The sequence below is a fragment of the Pseudarthrobacter sp. NPDC092424 genome (genome assembly GCF_044754925.1).
Classification (GTDB): Bacteria; Actinomycetota; Actinomycetes; order Actinomycetales; family Micrococcaceae; genus Arthrobacter.
In genome coordinates this window covers 404,776-421,899 of sequence record NZ_JBIVQC010000002.1, presented here as the reverse complement: position 1 = coordinate 421,899, position 17,124 = coordinate 404,776, and the positions used below count along the sequence as shown (strand labels likewise).

The window sequence follows — 17,124 nt, the reverse complement described above, 5'->3', positions numbered from 1 at the left end:
CATGACCTCCACCCCTGCCGAAAGCAGCCTGACGGAAGACCTCCGCGCAGCAATCGATAACAGTTTCCACGACACCCTTGCCAGGCTTAAGGAACTGGTGGCCATCCCGGGGATCGCGTGGCCCAGTTTCGACCGCGCCCCGCTGGACCGGAGCGCGGACGCCACCGCCGCCCTGCTGCGGGCCGCCGGCCTGGCCGAGGTCAGCGTGCTGGGCTGCGACAAGGAGGACGGAACGCCAGGGGGACCGGCCGTCGTCGCCCGCCGTCCTGCAAGAGAAGGCAAGCCGACCATCCTGCTCTACGCCCACCATGACGTCCAGCCGGCCGGTGATGAGGCCCTGTGGGAGACCCGGCCGTTCGTCGCCGTCGAAAAGGAAGGCAGGCTCTACGGCCGCGGCGCGGCGGACGACAAAGCCGGAATCATGGCCCACATTGCCGCCTACGCCGCGGCGGCGGAGGTTCTGGGCGATTCCTTCGGCCTGGGCGTGACGTTCTTCTTCGAGGGCGAGGAGGAAGCCGGGTCGCCGACTTTCCGCAGGTTCCTGGAAACGCACCGGGAGCTGCTCCGGGCTGATGTCATCGTGGTTGCCGACTCCAGCAACTGGAAGGTGGGCACGCCGGCGCTGACCACCAGCCTGCGCGGCCTTGTAGACGGCACCATCGAGGTCCAGGTCCTCAGCCATGCGGTGCACTCGGGCATGTTCGGCGGTCCGGTGCTGGATGCTCCCACGCTGCTGTCCCGCCTGATTGCGACGCTCCATGACGATGACGGGAATGTGGCGGTGCGCGGGCTCGTGGCCACGGACACGGCGGTAGTTGACCTGCCGGAGGCGGACTACAGGGCGGATGCGTCCGTGCTTGACGGGGTGCGCCTGGCCGGGACGGGAAGTATCGCCTCGCGCCTCTGGACCAAGCCTGCGCTGTCGATCATCGGTATTGATGCGCCGGCAGTGGATGTCGCGTCGAATACGCTGCTGCCCCGCGCCCGGGCAAAGTTCAGCCTGCGCCTGGCCCCGGGGCAGGACCCCGCCGAGGCCATGGCGGCCATGCGCCGGCATGTCGAAGAGAACGCACCCTTCGGCGCCAAAGTCATTTTCACCCCGGGCGAGAGCGGCAACCCCTTTTCCACCGATACGTCCTCGCCCGCGGCCGCGCTGGCCATGTGGGCGTTGGGCGAAGCATGGGGAGTGCCGGCCGTCGAGACGGGCATAGGCGGCTCCATCCCCTTCATCGCGGACCTCACCGAGATGTATCCCGACGTGCAGATCCTGGTGACCGGGGTGGAGGACCCGGACTCACGGGCGCACAGCGCCAACGAGTCACTGCACCTTGGCGATTTCCGCAACGCGGTCCTGGCCGAAGCGCTCATGCTGGTCCGGCTGAATAATGATGGCCTCGGGGAACAAGGGCAGGCCGGGCATGGTTACGCAGGGAGTTAGAGCTACACGCCTGTCCGACGTAGCATGTAGCTATAGCCCATACCGAATCCGTAAGGGCAGGCACTGCCACGGCAGTGCCGCCAGGACCGCTCAAAGAAGGTAGGCCACATGAGCACCGCAACCAATGAGAACAGCACTGAAACCACCGCCGCGGCCAGTGACGAACTGCCCGTCCACGAGGTTAACCTCACCGACGTCGCCGCAGGCAAGGTGCGCAGCCTTCTCGAACAGGAAGGCCGCACGGACCTGCGCCTTCGGGTTGCCGTGCAGCCCGGCGGCTGCTCAGGGCTGATCTACCAGCTCTACTTCGACGAAAGGCTGCTGGACGGGGACGCCGTCCGTGACTTCGACGGCGTGGAAGTTGTCGTAGACAAGATGAGCGTTCCGTACCTCACCGGCGCCAGCATTGACTTCGAGGACACCATCTCCAAGCAGGGCTTCACCATCGACAACCCCAACGCCGGTGGCTCCTGCGCCTGTGGAGATTCCTTCCACTAGCCCGGTCCTTTCGCCCGATGCCGGCGCCGGACGCCCCGCGAGCAGAACAGTGGGGAGCCACGGCGCCGACATGTGGGCGAAACGCCCGGCGGAGCGGTAAGCTCTACACCGAGTAGTAAAACTTTTAGTGTGCCCGGAGCGCCAATGGCTGCCCGGGCAACAGCATCAAGTAGGAAGGGCCGTCTGTGAGTTCGCAGAACCGAACCGGCAGCCGACGCAAAACGATCACCACGATCACAGGCTTGGCAGTTGCCGGCGCGTTGGTTTTGACCGGATGTTCGCCAGAGGTAGAGAAGGGGTGGCTGCCCACCGAGCGTGGCACCACCAGCAACACCGACCGCATCATGGACCTCTGGGTCAACTCATGGATTGCTGCCCTCGTGGTGGGTGTCATTACCTGGGGCCTGATCATCTGGTGCCTGGTGGCCTACCGCCGGCGCAAGGGGACCGTGGGTTTCCCGCGGCAGACCAGCTTCAACCTGCCGCTGGAAGTCTTCTACCTGACCATCCCCATCTTCATGGTCCTGGTGTTCTTCTACTTCACCGACCGCGACCAGCAGGCCATTGACGACCGGTCGCAGCCTGCGGACGTCGTTGTGGATGTCCGCGGCAAGCAGTGGGCCTGGGACTTCAACTACAAGGCCGGGGACGTCATTGAAGAAGACGTCCACGAGGCCGGCGTCCAGGCGCACCTGACAGGCAACACAATCAACAAGGAACTGCTGCCCACGCTGTACCTGCCGGTGAACAAGTCTGTTGACCTCGAGCTTAACGCCCGCGACGTTATCCACTCTTTCTGGGTTCCTGCCTTCCTGCAGAAGCGCGACATGATCCCCGGCAAGACCAACTACATCCGGTTCACTCCCACCAAGGAGGGAACCTATGACGGCAAGTGCGCCGAACTCTGCGGTGAGTACCACTCCGAAATGCTGTTCCGAGTCAAGGTGGTGTCCGAAGCTGAATTCCAGGCACACCTGGATGAACTGAAGGCGGCCGGAAACACGGGCCTCATCGGCAACGAGTACGACCGCAACCCGAACGTGAACGAAATCAAGTAAGGGCAGCGACGTGGCTACATACACCCAACCCGCACCCACCGGAGCCCTGGCTGCTCCCGTGGTCCCCAAATCCAAGGGACGCATCGTCGTCAACTGGATCACCTCCACCGACCACAAGACCATCGGGTACATGTACCTGATCGCGTCCTTCGTGTTCTTCTGCTTCGGCGGCGTCATGGCGCTGCTTATCCGTGCCGAACTCTTCGAGCCGGGCATGCAGATCCTGCAGACCAAGGAACAGTACAACCAGCTGTTCACCATGCACGGCACGGTCATGCTGCTCATGTTCGCGACTCCGCTTTTCGCCGGGTTCGCGAACGTCATCATGCCGCTCCAGATCGGGGCGCCTGACGTTGCCTTCCCGCGGCTGAACGCCCTGGCGTTCTGGTTCTTCCTGTTCGGCTCCACGATTGCTGTGTCCGGCTTCATCACCCCGCAGGGCGCGGCCTCCTTCGGCTGGTTCGCTTACGCGCCGCTGTCCAACACCACGTTCAGCCCGGGCGTCGGCGGTGACCTGTGGGTCTTCGGCCTGGCGCTGTCCGGCTTCGGTACGATCCTCGGTGCGGTCAACTTCATCACCACCATCATCTGCATGCGCGCCCCGGGCATGACCATGTGGCGCATGCCGATCTTCACCTGGAACACGCTTATCACCGCGATCCTGGTACTGATGGCCTTCCCGCCGCTGGCAGCAGCCCTGTTTGCGCTCGGCGCGGACCGCCGCTTCGGTGCTCACATCTTCGACCCGGAAAACGGCGGCGCAGTCCTCTGGCAGCACCTGTTCTGGTTCTTCGGCCATCCCGAGGTGTACATTATCGCCCTGCCCTTCTTCGGCATCGTTTCCGAGATCTTCCCGGTGTTCAGCCGCAAGCCGATCTTTGGTTACAAGGGTCTTGTCTACGCGACGATTGCGATCGCTGCCCTTTCCGTTACGGTCTGGGCCCACCACATGTACGTCACCGGCTCTGTTCTGCTGCCGTTCTTCGCGTTCATGACCATGCTCATCGCGGTGCCCACCGGCGTGAAGTTCTTCAACTGGATCGGCACCATGTGGCGGGGGTCGCTGACCTTCGAGACCCCCATGCTGTGGAGCATCGGCTTCATCATTACGTTCCTCTTCGGTGGCCTGACCGGCATCATCCTGGCCTCACCCCCGCTTGACTTCCACGTTTCGGACTCCTACTTCGTGGTGGCGCACTTCCACTACGTGGTCTTCGGCACGGTTGTCTTCGCCATGTTCGCAGGCTTCTACTTCTGGTGGCCCAAGTGGACCGGCAAGATGCTGAACGAGCGCCTGGGCAAGATCCACTTCTGGCTGCTGTTCCTCGGCTTCCACGGCACGTTCCTCATCCAGCACTGGCTGGGTGTTGAGGGCATGCCGCGCCGTTACGCCGACTACCTGGTGGAGGACAACTTCACCTGGATGAACCAATTCTCCACCGTGGCTTCATTCGTCCTGGGCGCCTCGCTGATCCCGTTCTTCTGGAACGTTTACATCACCTGGCGCAGCAACGACCGCGTCACCGTGGACGACCCGTGGGGCTTCGGTGCGTCGCTGGAGTGGGCAACCTCCTGCCCGCCGCCGCGCCACAACTTCACGTCCCTGCCCCGGATCCGTTCGGAGCGTCCCGCCCTGGACCTGCACCACCCCGAGCTTCGCCAGGTGCACACCGTTGAGTCGCCCGCTCCCGTTGCACAGGCACTAGGCAACGCTGACCAGAAGGACACCGCCCAGTGAAAATCGAATCTTGGATCTTTGGAGCCGGAGTCTTCTTCTTCGTTCCCGTTTCGATCGTTTATGGGTTCCTGACCGACTGGAGCGAATGGGTCGGCATCCTGGGGGTCCTCCTGGTCGGCGGACTCGCAGGCATGATTGGTGCTTACCTGGGCTTCACCGCGAAGCGCGTGGGCCTGCGCCCCGAGGACCGCAGCGACGCCGAAATCCACGAAGGCGCCGGCGAGCAGGGACACTTCAGCCCCTGGAGCTGGTGGCCGCTGGTACTCGGCCTCGCCTGCGCGGGCGGATTCCTGGGCCTGGCCGTGGGCTGGTGGATTGTCTTCGTAGCTGCCGGCCTGGCGGTAGTAGCCCTGGTCGGCTGGGTCTACGAGTACAGCCGCGGAGATCACGCGCACTAGCGCAGACTACATAAGTAACGACGACGGGCCCCACCACCGGTGGGGCCCGTCGTCGTTTTGTGTCCCGCAAGTAGGCCGCCCTTCCGCGTCAGTGGACGCTTCCCTGGGACTCGAGGAGGGCCGCAAGGGATGCAAGAATCCGTTCGGTGTCCCCGGCGCCGTGCGCTTCCGGTACCGCACCTGCGTCGACCTCCAGGCGAACTTCGCAGCCGTGCTGGAAGTCCGCTGCCATAACCTGCAGCAACGAGCGGGCATCGGCGCCGGCCGTTCCGTCCTTCCTGATCACGACAGGAAGCCCGGACTCATTAACGGCACGGACGAATTCAGCGGCGGGTCGGGCGTGCAGGCCCACTAGGGCCCTGACTACGGCCTTGCGTGATGGCAAAAGTACTCCTCGGTTCGGCTCCTCCGGGAAGCCGCTGTGCAATTTCCCATCAAATATATCCGCATCGTCTGCGTGCCCGGGGCACGTACTTGCCACATTGCGTCAGGCGATACGGCGGTCTAGACCTGTCATAAAATGGATGCTGCACCCAACGGCAGGGAGAACAAAACCATGGCAGGCAGCGCTGCGGCCGTCACAGGAACCATTGACCGCGAAAGCGGCATCGCCATTTACGTCCAGCTCCGGGAAATTTTGCGGACCTACATCTCGGAGTCGTGTCCTCCAGGCTCTGCCCTGCCGTCCGAGCGGGATCTCGCCGAGCGTTTCGGCCTGGCCCGGATGACCGTACGGCAGGCGATCGATGCTCTGGTAGGGGAGGAGGTCATCGAACGCGTGGTGGGGCTGGGGACCTTCGTGCGCAAGCCGAAAGTGGACCTGCAGGTGAAACTGACATCGTACAGCGAAGAGATGCAGCGACGCGGCATGGTACCCGCCGCGAAGGTCCTGAGCTTTGAACAGATCGGCGCCAGTGCCTTCCTTGCCCGCGAGCTGCAGGTGGAGGAGGGGACACCCCTGATCCGCTTCCGGCGCCTCCTGCTGGCCGATGGGGAGCCGATGAGCGTCGATGAGAACTTCATCCCGGCCCACCGTGTGCCCGGCCTGCTGGACCAGGAGCCGCCCACGTCGCTCTACAACGTCCTCAGTGAGCAGTTCGGGCTTGTGATGGAGTGGGGCGAGGACATGATCGAAGCGACCGCCGCCTCACCGTCCACGGCGAGGCTGCTGAATGTGGAAGTGGGTTCGCCCCTGCTGAAGATCCAGAGGCATGCCTTCGTGGCCCGCGCCATGGTGGATTACTCCGTCTCCTATTACCGGGCCGACCGCTATAAACTGTGGGTTCCGCTGCAGCGGCCCGGGGCGCGGCGGGCACGAAACCACTGAGTCCGCGTGCCCTGCCTTGGTCGCCATGGAAGTCAGGCAGATACAAGAAGGCCCGGTCCGCACGGACCGGGCCTTCTTGTATAACGAGCGGAGCCTAGTGGCTCAGGCTCCTGGACTCGTCGGCTGCTTCAACGGCCGCGTGTCCGTGGCCGTGGGCGGCCTCGAGCTCCGCAGGGGTCGCCGGGGCAACGCGGTCTTCGAAGAACCACTGTGAGAGGAACGCGCGGCGCTTCTCCTTGCGCGTGACGACGCCGTGTGCGTTCGGCTGGGCCGGAATCACCGTGGGTGACTCGAAGCCCACGAGCTTGTAGCGCTTGTACTCATCCAGCGGTGCGTGAACTTCAATGAACTCGCCATGCGGCAGGCGCACGATACGGCCGGTCTCCCGGCCATGGAGCGCGATTTCACGGTCTTTGCGCTGGAGGGCAAGTGCCACGCGCTTGGTGACGATGAAGGCGATGACCGGACCGATGAAGAACAGCGCCCTCAGCCAGTAGGTCACGTCGTTCAGGGAAACGTGGAAATGCGTGGCGATGAGGTCGGAACCTGCAGCAGCCCACATCACGCAATACCAGACAAAGCCTGCCATGCCGATCGCGGTACGGGTGGGAGCGTTGCGTGGACGGTCCAGGACGTGGTGCTCGCGGGTGTCCTTGGTGATCCAGCTTTCGATCCACGGGTACATGAACATGACCGTGAAGAGGATGCCCGCCGGCACCAAAGCCGGGAGCAGCACGTTCAGGGTGAGTGTGTAACCGAAGATCACGTACTCGAAGTGGAAGTCCCCGATAACGCCCGGCATGAGCCGCAGCGCGCCGTCAACGAAACCGATGTACCAGTCCGGCTGGGTGCCGGCCGAAACAGGGGAGGGGTCGTACGGGCCGTAGTTCCAAATCGGGTTGATGGTAAAGAACGCTGCCATCAGCGCCAGGACACCGAACACAATGAAGAAGAAGCCGCCGGCCTTTGCTGCGTAGACAGGACCCAGCGGGTAGCCCACCACGTTGTTGTCGTTACGTCCGGGGCCGGGGTACTGGGTGTGCTTGTGGACCACAACCATGAAGAGGTGCAGCACGATCATCAGCAGGATCAGGGCCGGCACCAGCAGGATGTGCAGGACATACAGCCGGCCAATGACTGCTGTGCCAGGGAACTCGCCGCCGAAGAGGAAGAACGAGATGTAGGTACCGATGACCGGAATGGACTTGATGACGCCGTCGATGATGCGGAGGCCGTTGCCGGACAGCAGGTCATCGGGGAGCGAGTAGCCGGTGAAGCCTGCAGCCATAGCCAGGATGAGCAGGACGCCGCCCACCACCCAGTTCATCTCGCGGGGCTTCCGGAAGGCGCCCGTAAAGAACACGCGCAGCATGTGGACTGCAATGGAGGCAACGAAGAGCAGTGCAGCCCAGTGGTGCACCTGGCGCATAAAGAGGCCGCCGCGGATGTCAAACGAGATGTCCAGTGACGAGCTGTAAGCCACCGACATCTCGACGCCCTTCAACGGCACATAGGAGCCGTCGTAGTGCGTTTCAGCCATGGAGGGATCAAAGAAAAACGTCAGGAACGTGCCCGAGAGCAGCAGCACCACGAAGGAGTACAGTGCCACTTCACCGAACATGAAGGACCAGTGGTCCGGGAAAACCTTGCGGCCGAATTCACGGAGGATACCGGAACCGCCAACGCGTGCGTCAACAAAGTCGGTGATCCGGCCTGTCTTGGTTTTGGCGACGAAAGCGGGCTCAGCTGTTGATGCTGCGCTCATGCATATCACGCTCCCAGTAACTCGGTCCTACAGGTTCTTTGAAGTCGCTGGTAGCGACCAGGTAGCCCTCGTCGTCGACTGCGATGGGCAGCTGGGGCAGCGGGCGGCTGGCCGGTCCGAAGATCACCTTGCACTCTTGAGTGAGGTCGAAGGTGGACTGGTGGCACGGGCACAGCAGGTGGTGGGTCTGCTGCTCGTAAAGGGCAACAGGGCATCCCACGTGGGTGCAGATCTTGGAGTACGCAACAATACCGTTGTAGCCCCAGTCTTCACGGCCCTCGGAAGGGTTGAGCGACGCGGGATCCAGACGCATGAGCAGGACGACGGCCTTGGCCTTCTCGTTCAGCTTGCCTTCGTGGAGCTCGTTGAGGCCCTCCGGAATGACGTGGAAGGCAGAACCGATCGTGACGTCGGAGGCCTTGATGGGAGTACCGTCGGGGTCGCGGGTCAGCCGTTTGAGCTTGCCCTCCTGCGGTGCCCACATGGTGTGCGCCAGCTTGTTATCCGGACGCGGTCCCAGATCGCCGAAGATGGCGACGGCGGGCAGGGGTGCCAGTGCGACAGCACCCAGGAGGGTGTTCCGGATCAGCGGGCGGCGCTTGATGCCGGTTTCCTCAACGATGTCGTCAACGATGCGGACGGCCGCCTGGCGGTCCTCTTCGTAGCGGATCGCGTGGCGCTCTTCCGAGACTTCATGGTCGGGCATCAAGGCCTTGGCCCAGTGCACGATGCCGGTTCCGATACCCAGCATGGCAAAGGCAGTGCCCAGGCCAAGCAGTGCGTTCTGGAGCCGGATGGTGGCAATGCCGGAATCCTCGCTCAGGTCGATGGCGAAGTACGCCACCAGGAAGATCAGGGTTCCAACAACAGAGATGCCAAATAGTAAGGCGACCTGCCGTTCTGCCCGCTTTGCGGCCTTCGGGTCCGTGTCAGCCAGGCGCAAACGGTGCGGGGGAATTCCAGGGTCCTGGAACTTCTCCACCTCATTCTGACCAGCCGTAGCTACGGTGCCCGAGTGGTTCGGACTGCCGTCACTATGGTTGCCCATAATTCGCCTCATCCTTCTCTCGTCCCGGCGGGTGCCGGGTTAGTTTCTAATTTCAAGCTGCTGTTGACCAGCAGAAGTCGATGCCCATGCGGGCGGGTGCCTAGGACGTGCGTGACGTGAGCCAGATGGTGAAGGCGATGATGACGCCCAGGCCGGCGACCCAAACGAACAGACCTTCAGCGACCGGACCCAGGGAGCCCAGGTCGGCGCCACCGGGCGAACCGGTGGTCTCAATCTGCTTCAGGAAGGTGATGATGTCGCGCTTGCCTTCAGGGGAGATGTTTGAGTCGCTGAAGACGGGCATGTTCTGCGGGCCGGTGACCATGGCCTCGTAGATGTGCTTGCCGGACACGTCTGCCAGGGCGGGCGCGAACTTGCCCCTGGTCAGCGCGCCGCCGGCGGCTGCAGCGTTGTGGCACATGGCGCAGTTAACCCGGAACAGCTCGCCGCCTTCTGCTGCGTCGCCGCCTTCGTCGAGCAGTTCTTCACCGGGGATTGCCGGACCGGCGCCCAGGGAAGCAACGTACGCTGCAAGCTGCTGGGTCTGTTCGTCGTTGAACTGGACGGGCTTCTTCAACGCCTGCGGACCGTTCATCTGCATCGGCATGCGGCCCGTTCCCACCTGGAAGTCCACGGATGCTGCGCCGACGCCCACGAGGGACGGACCATCCTGGGTGCCGCTTGCACCCATGCCGTGGCAGGTGGCGCAGTTTGCGGCGAACAGCTTGCCGCCCTCTTCAACGTCCTCGGAGCTGTAGCTCGTGCTGGAGGCCTTCGCCTCGTTAACGGAGGTGGCCGCAGCGTAGATTCCACCCGTGAGGAGGAGGCCCATCAGAAGCAGCGCTAGTGCTGCAAGTGGGTGACGCCGCTTTTGTGAGAGTGCCTTCACGTGGTGGTTCCTTTATTCGTTCGTGCGCCGGCTCCGGGAGCCGCTACCTGAAATTCTGCCTCTTGTAGAAAAAGAATCAAAGCTGGCTACTGCAGTACGTAGATGACCAGGAAGAGGCCGATCCACACCACGTCAACGAAGTGCCAGTAGTAAGACGTGACAATCGCTGAAGTTGCCTCGAAGTGGCCAAACTTCTTGGCCGCGAAGGAGCGGCCCATGATCAGCAGGAAGGCCACGAGGCCGCCGATGACGTGCAGGCCGTGGAAGCCGGTGGTCATGTAGAAGGCCGAGCCGTACGCATTGGAGGAGAGCGAAACGTGCTCAGAGACGAGCATCGCGTATTCGGTGGCCTGGCCGGCGACGAAGAACGCGCCCATCAGGAACGTGAGGGTGAACCATTCGTTCATTCCCCAGCGACCGAACTGGAAGACACCACCGGCGCGGCGGGGCTGGAGGCGCTCAGCGGCGAAGACGCCCATCTGGCAGGTGAAGGAACTTGCCACGAGGACGATGGTGTTGGCGAGCGCAAACGGGAAGTTCAGTTTGGCGGTCTCTTCCGCCCACATCTCACCACTGGTGGAGCGGAGCGTGAAGTACATGGCAAAGAGGCCGGCAAAGAACATCAACTCGCTGGAGAGCCACACTACGGTTCCAACGGAAACCATATTGGGGCGGTTCAGCGTGGGGTGCGCCGGGGTACTGGGGGCATGGGTCGCAGATGTCACATAGACATTATGTCTGTAAAAGTCCGTGCTGCCCAACGCAAACCGCCTTTTGGAAAGACTTTTTCTACAAAGACGCGAAATCGCGGTGAAAAGTTCCCCGGGGCCGTTCACATTGGTCACCCGCTGGTGTGATCGATAGCATCAGGACGTGACTTCTCAGGCATCCGCGGCGCCGGCCAACTCCTGGCCCCGCCTCATCTCGGCGTTGATTAAGGGTACGGACCTCACTGCGGACGACACCTCCTGGGCGATGGACAGGATCATGTCCGGAGAAGCAACACCTGCCCAGATTGCGGGTTTCCTTGTGGCCCTCAGCGCCAAGGGGGAGACGGTAGAGGAACTGTCCGGCCTGGTGGAGACGATGCTGCTGCACGCCAAGCCCATCTCCATTGCAGGTGAGAAACTGGACATCGTCGGCACCGGCGGCGACCAGCTCAACACGGTGAATATTTCCAGCATGGCCGCCCTGGTGGCCGCCGGGGCAGGCGCAAGGGTCGTCAAGCACGGAAACCGGGCGTCGTCGTCGTCCTCGGGCTCCGCCGACGTGCTCGAAGCGCTCGGTGTTCGCCTGGACCTTCCCATCGAAGGTGTGGCGAGGAACGCCGAAGAGGCGGGCATCACTTTCTGCTTCGCCCAGGTCTTCCATCCGTCCTTCCGGCACACCGCTGTGCCGCGCCGGGAACTTGCCATCCCCACAGCGTTCAACTTCCTGGGCCCACTGACGAACCCGGCACGGGTGCAGGCGTCGGCCGTCGGCGTCGCCAACGCCCGGATGGCGCCGCTGGTGGCAGGGGTGCTGGCCCGGCGGGGGAGCAGGGGCCTGGTGTTCCGCGGCGATGACGGACTGGACGAGCTGACCACCACCGGACCCTCCACCGTGTGGGAGATCCGGGACGGTGCAGTGACGGAAGTGGGCTTTTCGCCCGAAGACCTGGGCATCAGGCTGGCGACGGTTGAACAGCTTCGTGGCGGAGACGCGCAGGCCAACGCCCAGGTGGTCCGGGACGTCCTGGCAGGAAAAGCCGGCCCGGCCCGTGATGCGGTGCTCGTTAACGCGGCGGCCGGGCTGGTGGCGCTCGACACAAGTGCTGATGGGACGTTCCTCGAACGGATGCGGAACGCCTATGTCCGGGCCGAAGAGTCGATTGATTCCGGCGCTGCGGCAGCCATCCTTGAAAAATGGGTAACGCTGACCCGGCCCTGATCCGTACTGCCTACTGCTCGAATCCGAGGGCGAAGGCGGCGTCGAGGTCGTGCTGTGAGTAGGCCCGGAAGGCAATGTGCGTGTTGGTGTGAACTACCGCGGGCACCTTGGAAAGCTTGTCCGCAATGACGTCGGCAAGGTCTTCGTGCCTGGCCACCCGCGCCACGGCGATCAGGTCCCATTCGCCAGTGACCGAGTAAACTTCGCTGATGCCTTCGATGGCTGAGATCTCTTCAGCCGTTTCCGGGATGCGGGCGGCGTCGGTCTTGATCAGAACGAATGCGGTGATCACAGTGAATCCTTTCGGATCAGTTGCGCCGTAGCAGGGCCCGGCAGGCTTTTCGGTGCTGCCAGCCTATTACATCAGCGCGCTGTTCCCTTCGCTGTGGAACGCGCAGCCACTGCAGCCAGCATCCTATAGCCGAGCAGCAACACGCCAAGGCTCAGGAACGCGACGATCACGAAGGGGAGCACGACGGCTTGTCCTGTCAGAAGCCGCAGGAGCATTCCGACCGCGAGGCTGCAAAGCCAAATCACGACGCCGGCCCTGCGCACCGACAGCGGTGAGCGCCACGCCCTGGACGCAAGCCAGCCCACGGCAGCACCCGCCAGGAACGGCCAGGCAGTCAGCAGGACGCCCGTCACGACGTCTCCGCGTTCGTGGGCTCCGCGGCCCACGGCGGCGAACAGCATAATCAGGAGGGCGTCAGCAAATGCCGCGGCGGTCACGGACGAGGCGGCCGGAGGGACGCGGCGGTGATGCAAAAAAGGCATGCTTTGAGCCTAGCGTCCGGAGGCTGCGCCTTCGGCCGTTGTGCGCGTCACATGGTGGGGCTAGGCTCGGGGCGAAAGGGGGCACCATGCCGCGGAACATTGGAACCTGCCTGTGGTTCACAGACCAGGCGGAGCAGGCAGCAGAGTTTTACACATCTGTCTTTGACGAAAGCCGGATTCTGAATGTGTCGCGGTTTGGCGACGGCGGACCGGGAGGTTCGGCTCACGCTGCCGCCGTGGAGTTCGAGATTGAGGGGCGACGGTTCATGGCGCTCAACGGCTCCCGGGGAGCCCCGTTTACGGAGGCTGTCTCGCTGGTGGTCGACTGCGAGGACCAGGAAACGATCGACAGGTACTGGAATGCGCTGACCGAAGGCGGCTCCGGGGGGCGCTGCGGATGGCTTACGGACCGGTTCGGTCTGACCTGGCAAATCATACCCACCGGACTGCCCGCGCTGATCGGCGGCCCGGATGCCGCCGGGTCGCGCCGGGCCATGGACGCAATGCTGGGAATGGGCAAGCTGGACATCGAAGCACTCCAGAGGGCCTACGGGGGCTGAGTGGTTTGTGGGCAGGGGAGCGGCATACTTTGCGAACGGCCGGCGATGAATAAGGCGTTGTGGATCTGTTCACTGGTCGGTGCGGCCGTGGGTATCACGCTCGGACTGGCTGTCTTTGACAATCCGGTGCTGGGTTTCGCGCTGGGGCTCGGCCTGGGGGCACTTGTCGGTGCGTCCATCAGGCGGAGTGCGTAGTTGCACGACTGCTGGAGTGGCCCAGGCCTGTTGTGGAAACTCATAGAGAGAACGTCATTGGGGGATGCAAAGGTTGAAGACTACTGGCACCTCTGCGTATCAACTATGGGTGTATTCGCTCAGGGAGGACATGGAACGCAGGACAAGCGTGGTGGCCGAGTCGGCGGCAGCAGGGGGCTCGAGGGCGCGCTTGTCTCCAGTCGATGGCCAACAAGACCGGCATGGACGTAGTCCTGTCCCTTAGGACAGGGATCAGATTGCAGGCTCCATCGCGTGCGGCAAGGCCGTCATACTGTCGCCGGTCAGGAAGTTCCTGTGGCCCGGGCACGCCAATCTCATTCGCCTCAGCGCGTCACCGAGCGCAAGCGTGCTCCGGACAGGAAAGTGGATGCCGAATGGAGAGACCTCCAGCTCGGCGCGCCTCCGATTGTCGTCGGCGCGTTTTATGCTCGTAACCCCGAGATCAGGAGTGTGGCATGTCTACCTTTCACCCGCTGGGAAGGGTAATGGGTGATTTCGATCCAGAGTCGTTTGATGACTCGCTGAATGAACTCCTACCCTTCCGCAACTGCAGGACCCCTTCGGATGCACGCGCGATCCTGCGCGAGAACATCGAGAAGGATGTCGCAGCAATCCTCGATCTGGTCGCAGACGCCGACGCCTTTGATGTCATCGAGTTGATGCGGATGCGGGAGTTCTCCATCGTCCCCGACCCCCGGCTCGCACCGCCTGGCGGCGCATCACTGCCGGTGGAGATCGTCGCAGCCATCCTACTGGCGAGGCCATCTCGCAAGCCAGATCCCATCCCACGGGGGGACACTCGGCCGCACGAGGTGATCTCGGGCTTGCACGAGCGCTGCGTCAGGCTGGCCAGAATAGCTAGCTATCGTCAGCTGGTAGAGGGCCAACTCCGCCGTGAACCGCTCGGTCGGCTGGCTAGCGAGTACCAGGGCGCTGTACTGAACATTCGGAACTTGCAATACGACCACATCCGCGACGGACACGACGGCAGGTTGTTCGAGACGGCAGTCTCGAGCGAACTCATGCGGACGCACCTCGGCTACGGGTACTCCGACGTAGTGGCAGTGCGATCGGCGATGAATGAAATCTCTGCTGAACGGATGACCCGCCTCCGCGACGAGACCGGTGATCTCTTGATGGCGCACCAGCACCTCGACCCCAAGGACGTTCCTCGCGAGGTCATAGAGCAGTTCATGTCCGGGATGATCCCGTTCATGTTCCTCCCCGCCGACCGGTCCATCATCACGTCGTCCGACGTCGCAATCGCGTCGGGATTGGACGTCGCAACAGCGAGGAGGGTCCTCACTTCGTTCGCGCAGCAGTTCGACGACTCGAGAAGCCCGGGCGAGCGAGTCTTCGATCTACTGATGGGCAATAATCCGTTCCTAGTGCGACCGTTGATGTCCGACGGAGACGACAATTTTGCGCTGACATCCAATGAGATCGGCCTGGACGTGCTCCGGCGGATTTTCGAGCGCGCGCTTCCTCCCAATTCCCCCGATGTGCGCAGGTATGACCAAAAGGCCAGGCAACCGGTCAGTGAGGAACTCGCCAAGAGCTACCTGGAGACTGTTCTCGGGGCTAGGACCTTTCGCGAGAGTTACCACTACCTTGCTCCCAAGGCGGGTGTCTCCGCAGACGAGCTCGGGCCCGACAGTACGACCCATCGTCAATCCGCCGACGATGTTGAAGGCGACGCACTCTTCGTAATTGATGATGTCGCGGTCGTCGTAGAAGTGAAGGGGAAGTCGATCGCCGACCAGGCTCGACGCGGCGATGTGCGACGCCTGACGAACGACCTCAAGGCGACCCTAGGGGACGGCGCGCGCCAAGCCACCCGCCTTCGCGAGCTCATCGAAACCAATCACGGCATCTGGGAGAGCCCCACCACCTGGCTGGACCTATCAAGCATTCGTGAGGTACGGACTCTTGTCGTGGTGCTCGACGACATCGGTCCGCTCGGCACTAACCTCGCCGATCTCCAGCACGCGGGGATCCTACCCAAAGACCGGCCGCCGCTGATTCTATCGCTGCACGATCTCGCTGTCATAGCGGAGATCGGCGAACGTCCGTCAGAGTTTTTGCTCTACCTGAGGCGGCGCACCGACAGCCCCGTGACCACCTACTACCGCGCTCTCGACGAGCTCGATCTCTACATGCTGTTCCTCGCTGCCGATCTCTATGTCGAAGCGGACCCAGATGAGGTCAAGGCCACACATCCGACGTTGCCACCGGTCACGAAGGCGGCACGCCGTCGTTACCAACGTTCAGCCGTGGGCACTATGGTCAGCGACAATTGTGTTGAGCTGACAGCCTGGATGAACCGCGACAAGCTCCCGCAGGATGAGCACCCCGCCAAGCCAACCATGAACGCGCCGGCCGAGATGCTCGAATTGATCGACCAACTTACCGCGGCAGGCAAACCCGGCTGGTTCCGCTGCGGAGCGGACCTTCTCGCGCTATCCGGCGAAGGGCAGATGCGCCTCTTGTCAATGATCAAGACTTGCGCCCGAGCTACTCGCAAGGACGGCATGTACCACGACGCCATGACCGCAAATGCGGGCATGTGGGGTTTCTCGACGGTGTTTATGGCTACATGCCCCTCTGGCACCCCGATCATCGAGGTCAAGGAACGGCTGCAGCTCTACGCGAAGGTCAAGCATTACCAGTTGCAAGCAGATCGCGCCTACGGCTGGATTTTCGACGAGAACGGCTCCCTGGAGGACACCTTCTATTTCAACTCGGTCCCACAGAGTGATTCCGTGCTCGGCGGGCTTATCGCGGAAATGAAGCTCCAGCCAGTAGGTCGGAGAATCCCGCCTATTCCGCCTTCGGCGCGTCGGGCAATAAAGCGGATGAAGAATAAGGGCAAGCGACGCTGACAACCTGAACGAAGGGCCACACGTAGAGCGGCAACGATGTTCGCAAAGATGAAATTCGCAGAGCAACCTCTGGCACCCCTGGGTATCAAGTTTGGAGCGTAATCTGATCTCTTCGGCCGATGAGCCTTTACCAAGGAGTGGCATGACCGACAACTGCAGTCGGAGGAAAAGTGTGGGTTGACGAGCAAGGCGTGTGCCACACAGTTGCGTTGCCGGAACCGACGGAACTGATGTCGGATGTCTTCCGTCGGAGTCTCGATCAGTTGGTAGCCCGGGGTCGGGAAGACGTGGCTGGGGCCATGTTCGACGACCAGATACGCCTCTATGAGGAACGGACAAAGTTGTTAGTGCCGGACTCCAATGAAGCTGAGTTCGTTGGTCTTGCACCTCCCGTAGACCTTCTGGCTGCACCATTTGAAACACTCGCAGAACTGCGACATCTCCTATATGAAGTTGATGATCGATGGCGACTGGATGCATTAGCTGCCATCGAGGATTACCTCTCGTAGGCGCCGGAGGCAGTGTTAGGGCGCATCCAAAAGGCGAGATCAATGCGCCGGGTGGCTTCCTTGCTAGTCATAGATGGGAGGAGCCGAATCGTGGC

17 protein-coding genes are annotated in these 17,124 nt (G+C 62.6%); 10 read left to right on the top strand and 7 right to left on the bottom strand.

From position 1 onward, the window contains the following. Position 1 precedes the first annotated feature (1 nt). The 5 genes from ACIQCN_RS04965 (at position 2) to ACIQCN_RS04945 (ending at position 5,130) form a co-directional block, all read left to right on the top strand. Positions 2-1,438, top strand: coding sequence for a dipeptidase (locus ACIQCN_RS04965; RefSeq protein WP_400609692.1), 1,437 nt, complete (start codon positions 2-4; stop codon positions 1,436-1,438). Between the two features lie 108 nt (positions 1,439-1,546). After that, complete coding sequence (locus ACIQCN_RS04960) at positions 1,547-1,936, top strand: HesB/IscA family protein (RefSeq protein WP_400603720.1); 390 nt, start codon at positions 1,547-1,549, stop codon at positions 1,934-1,936. 185 nt (positions 1,937-2,121) lie between these two features. Continuing rightward, a complete protein-coding gene (gene coxB, locus ACIQCN_RS04955; protein WP_400609690.1) occupies positions 2,122-2,994 on the top strand; it encodes a cytochrome c oxidase subunit II in 873 nt (290 codons plus the stop codon). Between the two features lie 10 nt (positions 2,995-3,004). Continuing rightward, a complete protein-coding gene (gene ctaD, locus ACIQCN_RS04950) occupies positions 3,005-4,732 on the top strand; it encodes a cytochrome c oxidase subunit I (RefSeq protein WP_377216180.1) in 1,728 nt (575 codons plus the stop codon). Then, positions 4,729-5,130, top strand: coding sequence for a cytochrome c oxidase subunit 4 (locus ACIQCN_RS04945; RefSeq protein ID WP_377216181.1), 402 nt, complete (start codon positions 4,729-4,731; stop codon positions 5,128-5,130). The genes ctaD and ACIQCN_RS04945 overlap by 4 nt, the downstream gene beginning before the upstream one ends. An 88-nt stretch (positions 5,131-5,218) precedes the next feature. On the opposite strand, the gene ACIQCN_RS04940 is transcribed toward ACIQCN_RS04945, so the two are convergent. Further along, positions 5,219-5,482 (bottom strand): HPr family phosphocarrier protein, encoded by a 264-nt coding sequence (locus tag ACIQCN_RS04940; protein WP_400609850.1) that lies wholly within the window; start codon positions 5,480-5,482, stop codon positions 5,219-5,221. Between the two features lie 204 nt (positions 5,483-5,686). Between ACIQCN_RS04940 and ACIQCN_RS04935 the strand changes: the two genes are divergently transcribed. Continuing rightward, positions 5,687-6,457, top strand: a complete 771-nt coding sequence (locus tag ACIQCN_RS04935; RefSeq protein WP_400609688.1) for a GntR family transcriptional regulator — start codon at positions 5,687-5,689, stop codon at positions 6,455-6,457. Positions 6,458-6,551: 94 nt separating this feature from the next. Here ACIQCN_RS04935 and ACIQCN_RS04930 read toward each other — a convergent pair whose 3' ends face one another. From ACIQCN_RS04930 to ACIQCN_RS04915, 4 genes are all read right to left on the bottom strand, one after another. Further along, the gene (locus ACIQCN_RS04930; RefSeq protein ID WP_400609687.1) at positions 6,552-8,222 is read right to left on the bottom strand and encodes a cytochrome bc complex cytochrome b subunit; all 1,671 of its coding nucleotides are present in this window, start codon (positions 8,220-8,222) and stop codon (positions 6,552-6,554) included. Then, on the bottom strand, positions 8,200-9,270 hold the full coding sequence (locus ACIQCN_RS04925) for a Rieske 2Fe-2S domain-containing protein (protein WP_400603730.1): 1,071 nt from the start codon (positions 9,268-9,270) through the stop codon (positions 8,200-8,202). The genes ACIQCN_RS04930 and ACIQCN_RS04925 overlap by 23 nt, the downstream gene beginning before the upstream one ends. Positions 9,271-9,370: 100 nt before the next feature. Further along, on the bottom strand, positions 9,371-10,159 hold the full coding sequence (locus ACIQCN_RS04920) for a c-type cytochrome (protein ID WP_400603732.1): 789 nt from the start codon (positions 10,157-10,159) through the stop codon (positions 9,371-9,373). 86 nt (positions 10,160-10,245) lie between these two features. Continuing rightward, positions 10,246-10,920 carry a heme-copper oxidase subunit III gene (locus tag ACIQCN_RS04915; RefSeq protein WP_400603733.1) on the bottom strand — a complete coding sequence of 225 codons (675 nt, stop codon included), beginning with the start codon at positions 10,918-10,920 and terminating at the stop codon, positions 10,246-10,248. A gap of 112 nt (positions 10,921-11,032) precedes the next feature. Here ACIQCN_RS04915 and trpD point away from each other — a divergent pair, with 112 nt between their 5' ends. Then, positions 11,033-12,088, top strand: a complete 1,056-nt coding sequence (gene trpD / locus ACIQCN_RS04910) for an anthranilate phosphoribosyltransferase (RefSeq protein ID WP_400609685.1) — start codon at positions 11,033-11,035, stop codon at positions 12,086-12,088. A gap of 10 nt (positions 12,089-12,098) precedes the next feature. On the opposite strand, the gene ACIQCN_RS04905 is transcribed toward trpD, so the two are convergent. Both ACIQCN_RS04905 and ACIQCN_RS04900 read right to left on the bottom strand, forming a co-directional pair. After that, positions 12,099-12,380, bottom strand: coding sequence for an Lrp/AsnC family transcriptional regulator (locus ACIQCN_RS04905; RefSeq protein WP_400609683.1), 282 nt, complete (start codon positions 12,378-12,380; stop codon positions 12,099-12,101). A gap of 71 nt (positions 12,381-12,451) precedes the next feature. Further along, positions 12,452-12,862 carry a DUF3054 domain-containing protein gene (locus ACIQCN_RS04900; RefSeq protein WP_400603737.1) on the bottom strand — a complete coding sequence of 137 codons (411 nt, stop codon included), beginning with the start codon at positions 12,860-12,862 and terminating at the stop codon, positions 12,452-12,454. Between the two features lie 86 nt (positions 12,863-12,948). Here ACIQCN_RS04900 and ACIQCN_RS04895 point away from each other — a divergent pair, with 86 nt between their 5' ends. The 3 genes from ACIQCN_RS04895 (at position 12,949) to ACIQCN_RS04885 (ending at position 17,029) form a co-directional block, all read left to right on the top strand. After that, positions 12,949-13,422, top strand: coding sequence for a VOC family protein (locus ACIQCN_RS04895; protein ID WP_400603739.1), 474 nt, complete (start codon positions 12,949-12,951; stop codon positions 13,420-13,422). A 701-nt stretch (positions 13,423-14,123) separates the two neighbouring features. Next, positions 14,124-16,520: a hypothetical protein gene (locus ACIQCN_RS04890; protein ID WP_400609681.1), complete on the top strand. Its 2,397-nt coding sequence runs from the start codon at positions 14,124-14,126 to the stop codon at positions 16,518-16,520. Between the two features lie 170 nt (positions 16,521-16,690). After that, the gene (locus ACIQCN_RS04885) at positions 16,691-17,029 is read left to right on the top strand and encodes a hypothetical protein (RefSeq protein WP_400603743.1); all 339 of its coding nucleotides are present in this window, start codon (positions 16,691-16,693) and stop codon (positions 17,027-17,029) included. Positions 17,030-17,124: the final 95 nt, after the last annotated feature.

Bases quoted from the DNA above. Each gene is read 5' to 3' on its own strand.
- ACIQCN_RS04935 (WP_400609688.1), top strand. From the start codon at position 5,687: ATGGCAGGCAGCGCTGCGGCCGTCACAGGAACCATTGACCGCGAAAGC.
- ACIQCN_RS04900 (WP_400603737.1), bottom strand. From the start codon at position 12,862: ATGCCTTTTTTGCATCACCGCCGCGTCCCTCCGGCCGCCTCGTCCGTG.
- ACIQCN_RS04960 (WP_400603720.1), top strand. From the start codon at position 1,547: ATGAGCACCGCAACCAATGAGAACAGCACTGAAACCACCGCCGCGGCC.
- ACIQCN_RS04890 (WP_400609681.1), top strand. From the start codon at position 14,124: ATGGGTGATTTCGATCCAGAGTCGTTTGATGACTCGCTGAATGAACTC.
- ACIQCN_RS04930 (WP_400609687.1), bottom strand. From the start codon at position 8,222: ATGAGCGCAGCATCAACAGCTGAGCCCGCTTTCGTCGCCAAAACCAAG.
- ACIQCN_RS04895 (WP_400603739.1), top strand. From the start codon at position 12,949: ATGCCGCGGAACATTGGAACCTGCCTGTGGTTCACAGACCAGGCGGAG.
- ACIQCN_RS04925 (WP_400603730.1), bottom strand. From the start codon at position 9,270: ATGGGCAACCATAGTGACGGCAGTCCGAACCACTCGGGCACCGTAGCT.
- ACIQCN_RS04965 (WP_400609692.1), top strand. From the start codon at position 2: ATGACCTCCACCCCTGCCGAAAGCAGCCTGACGGAAGACCTCCGCGCA.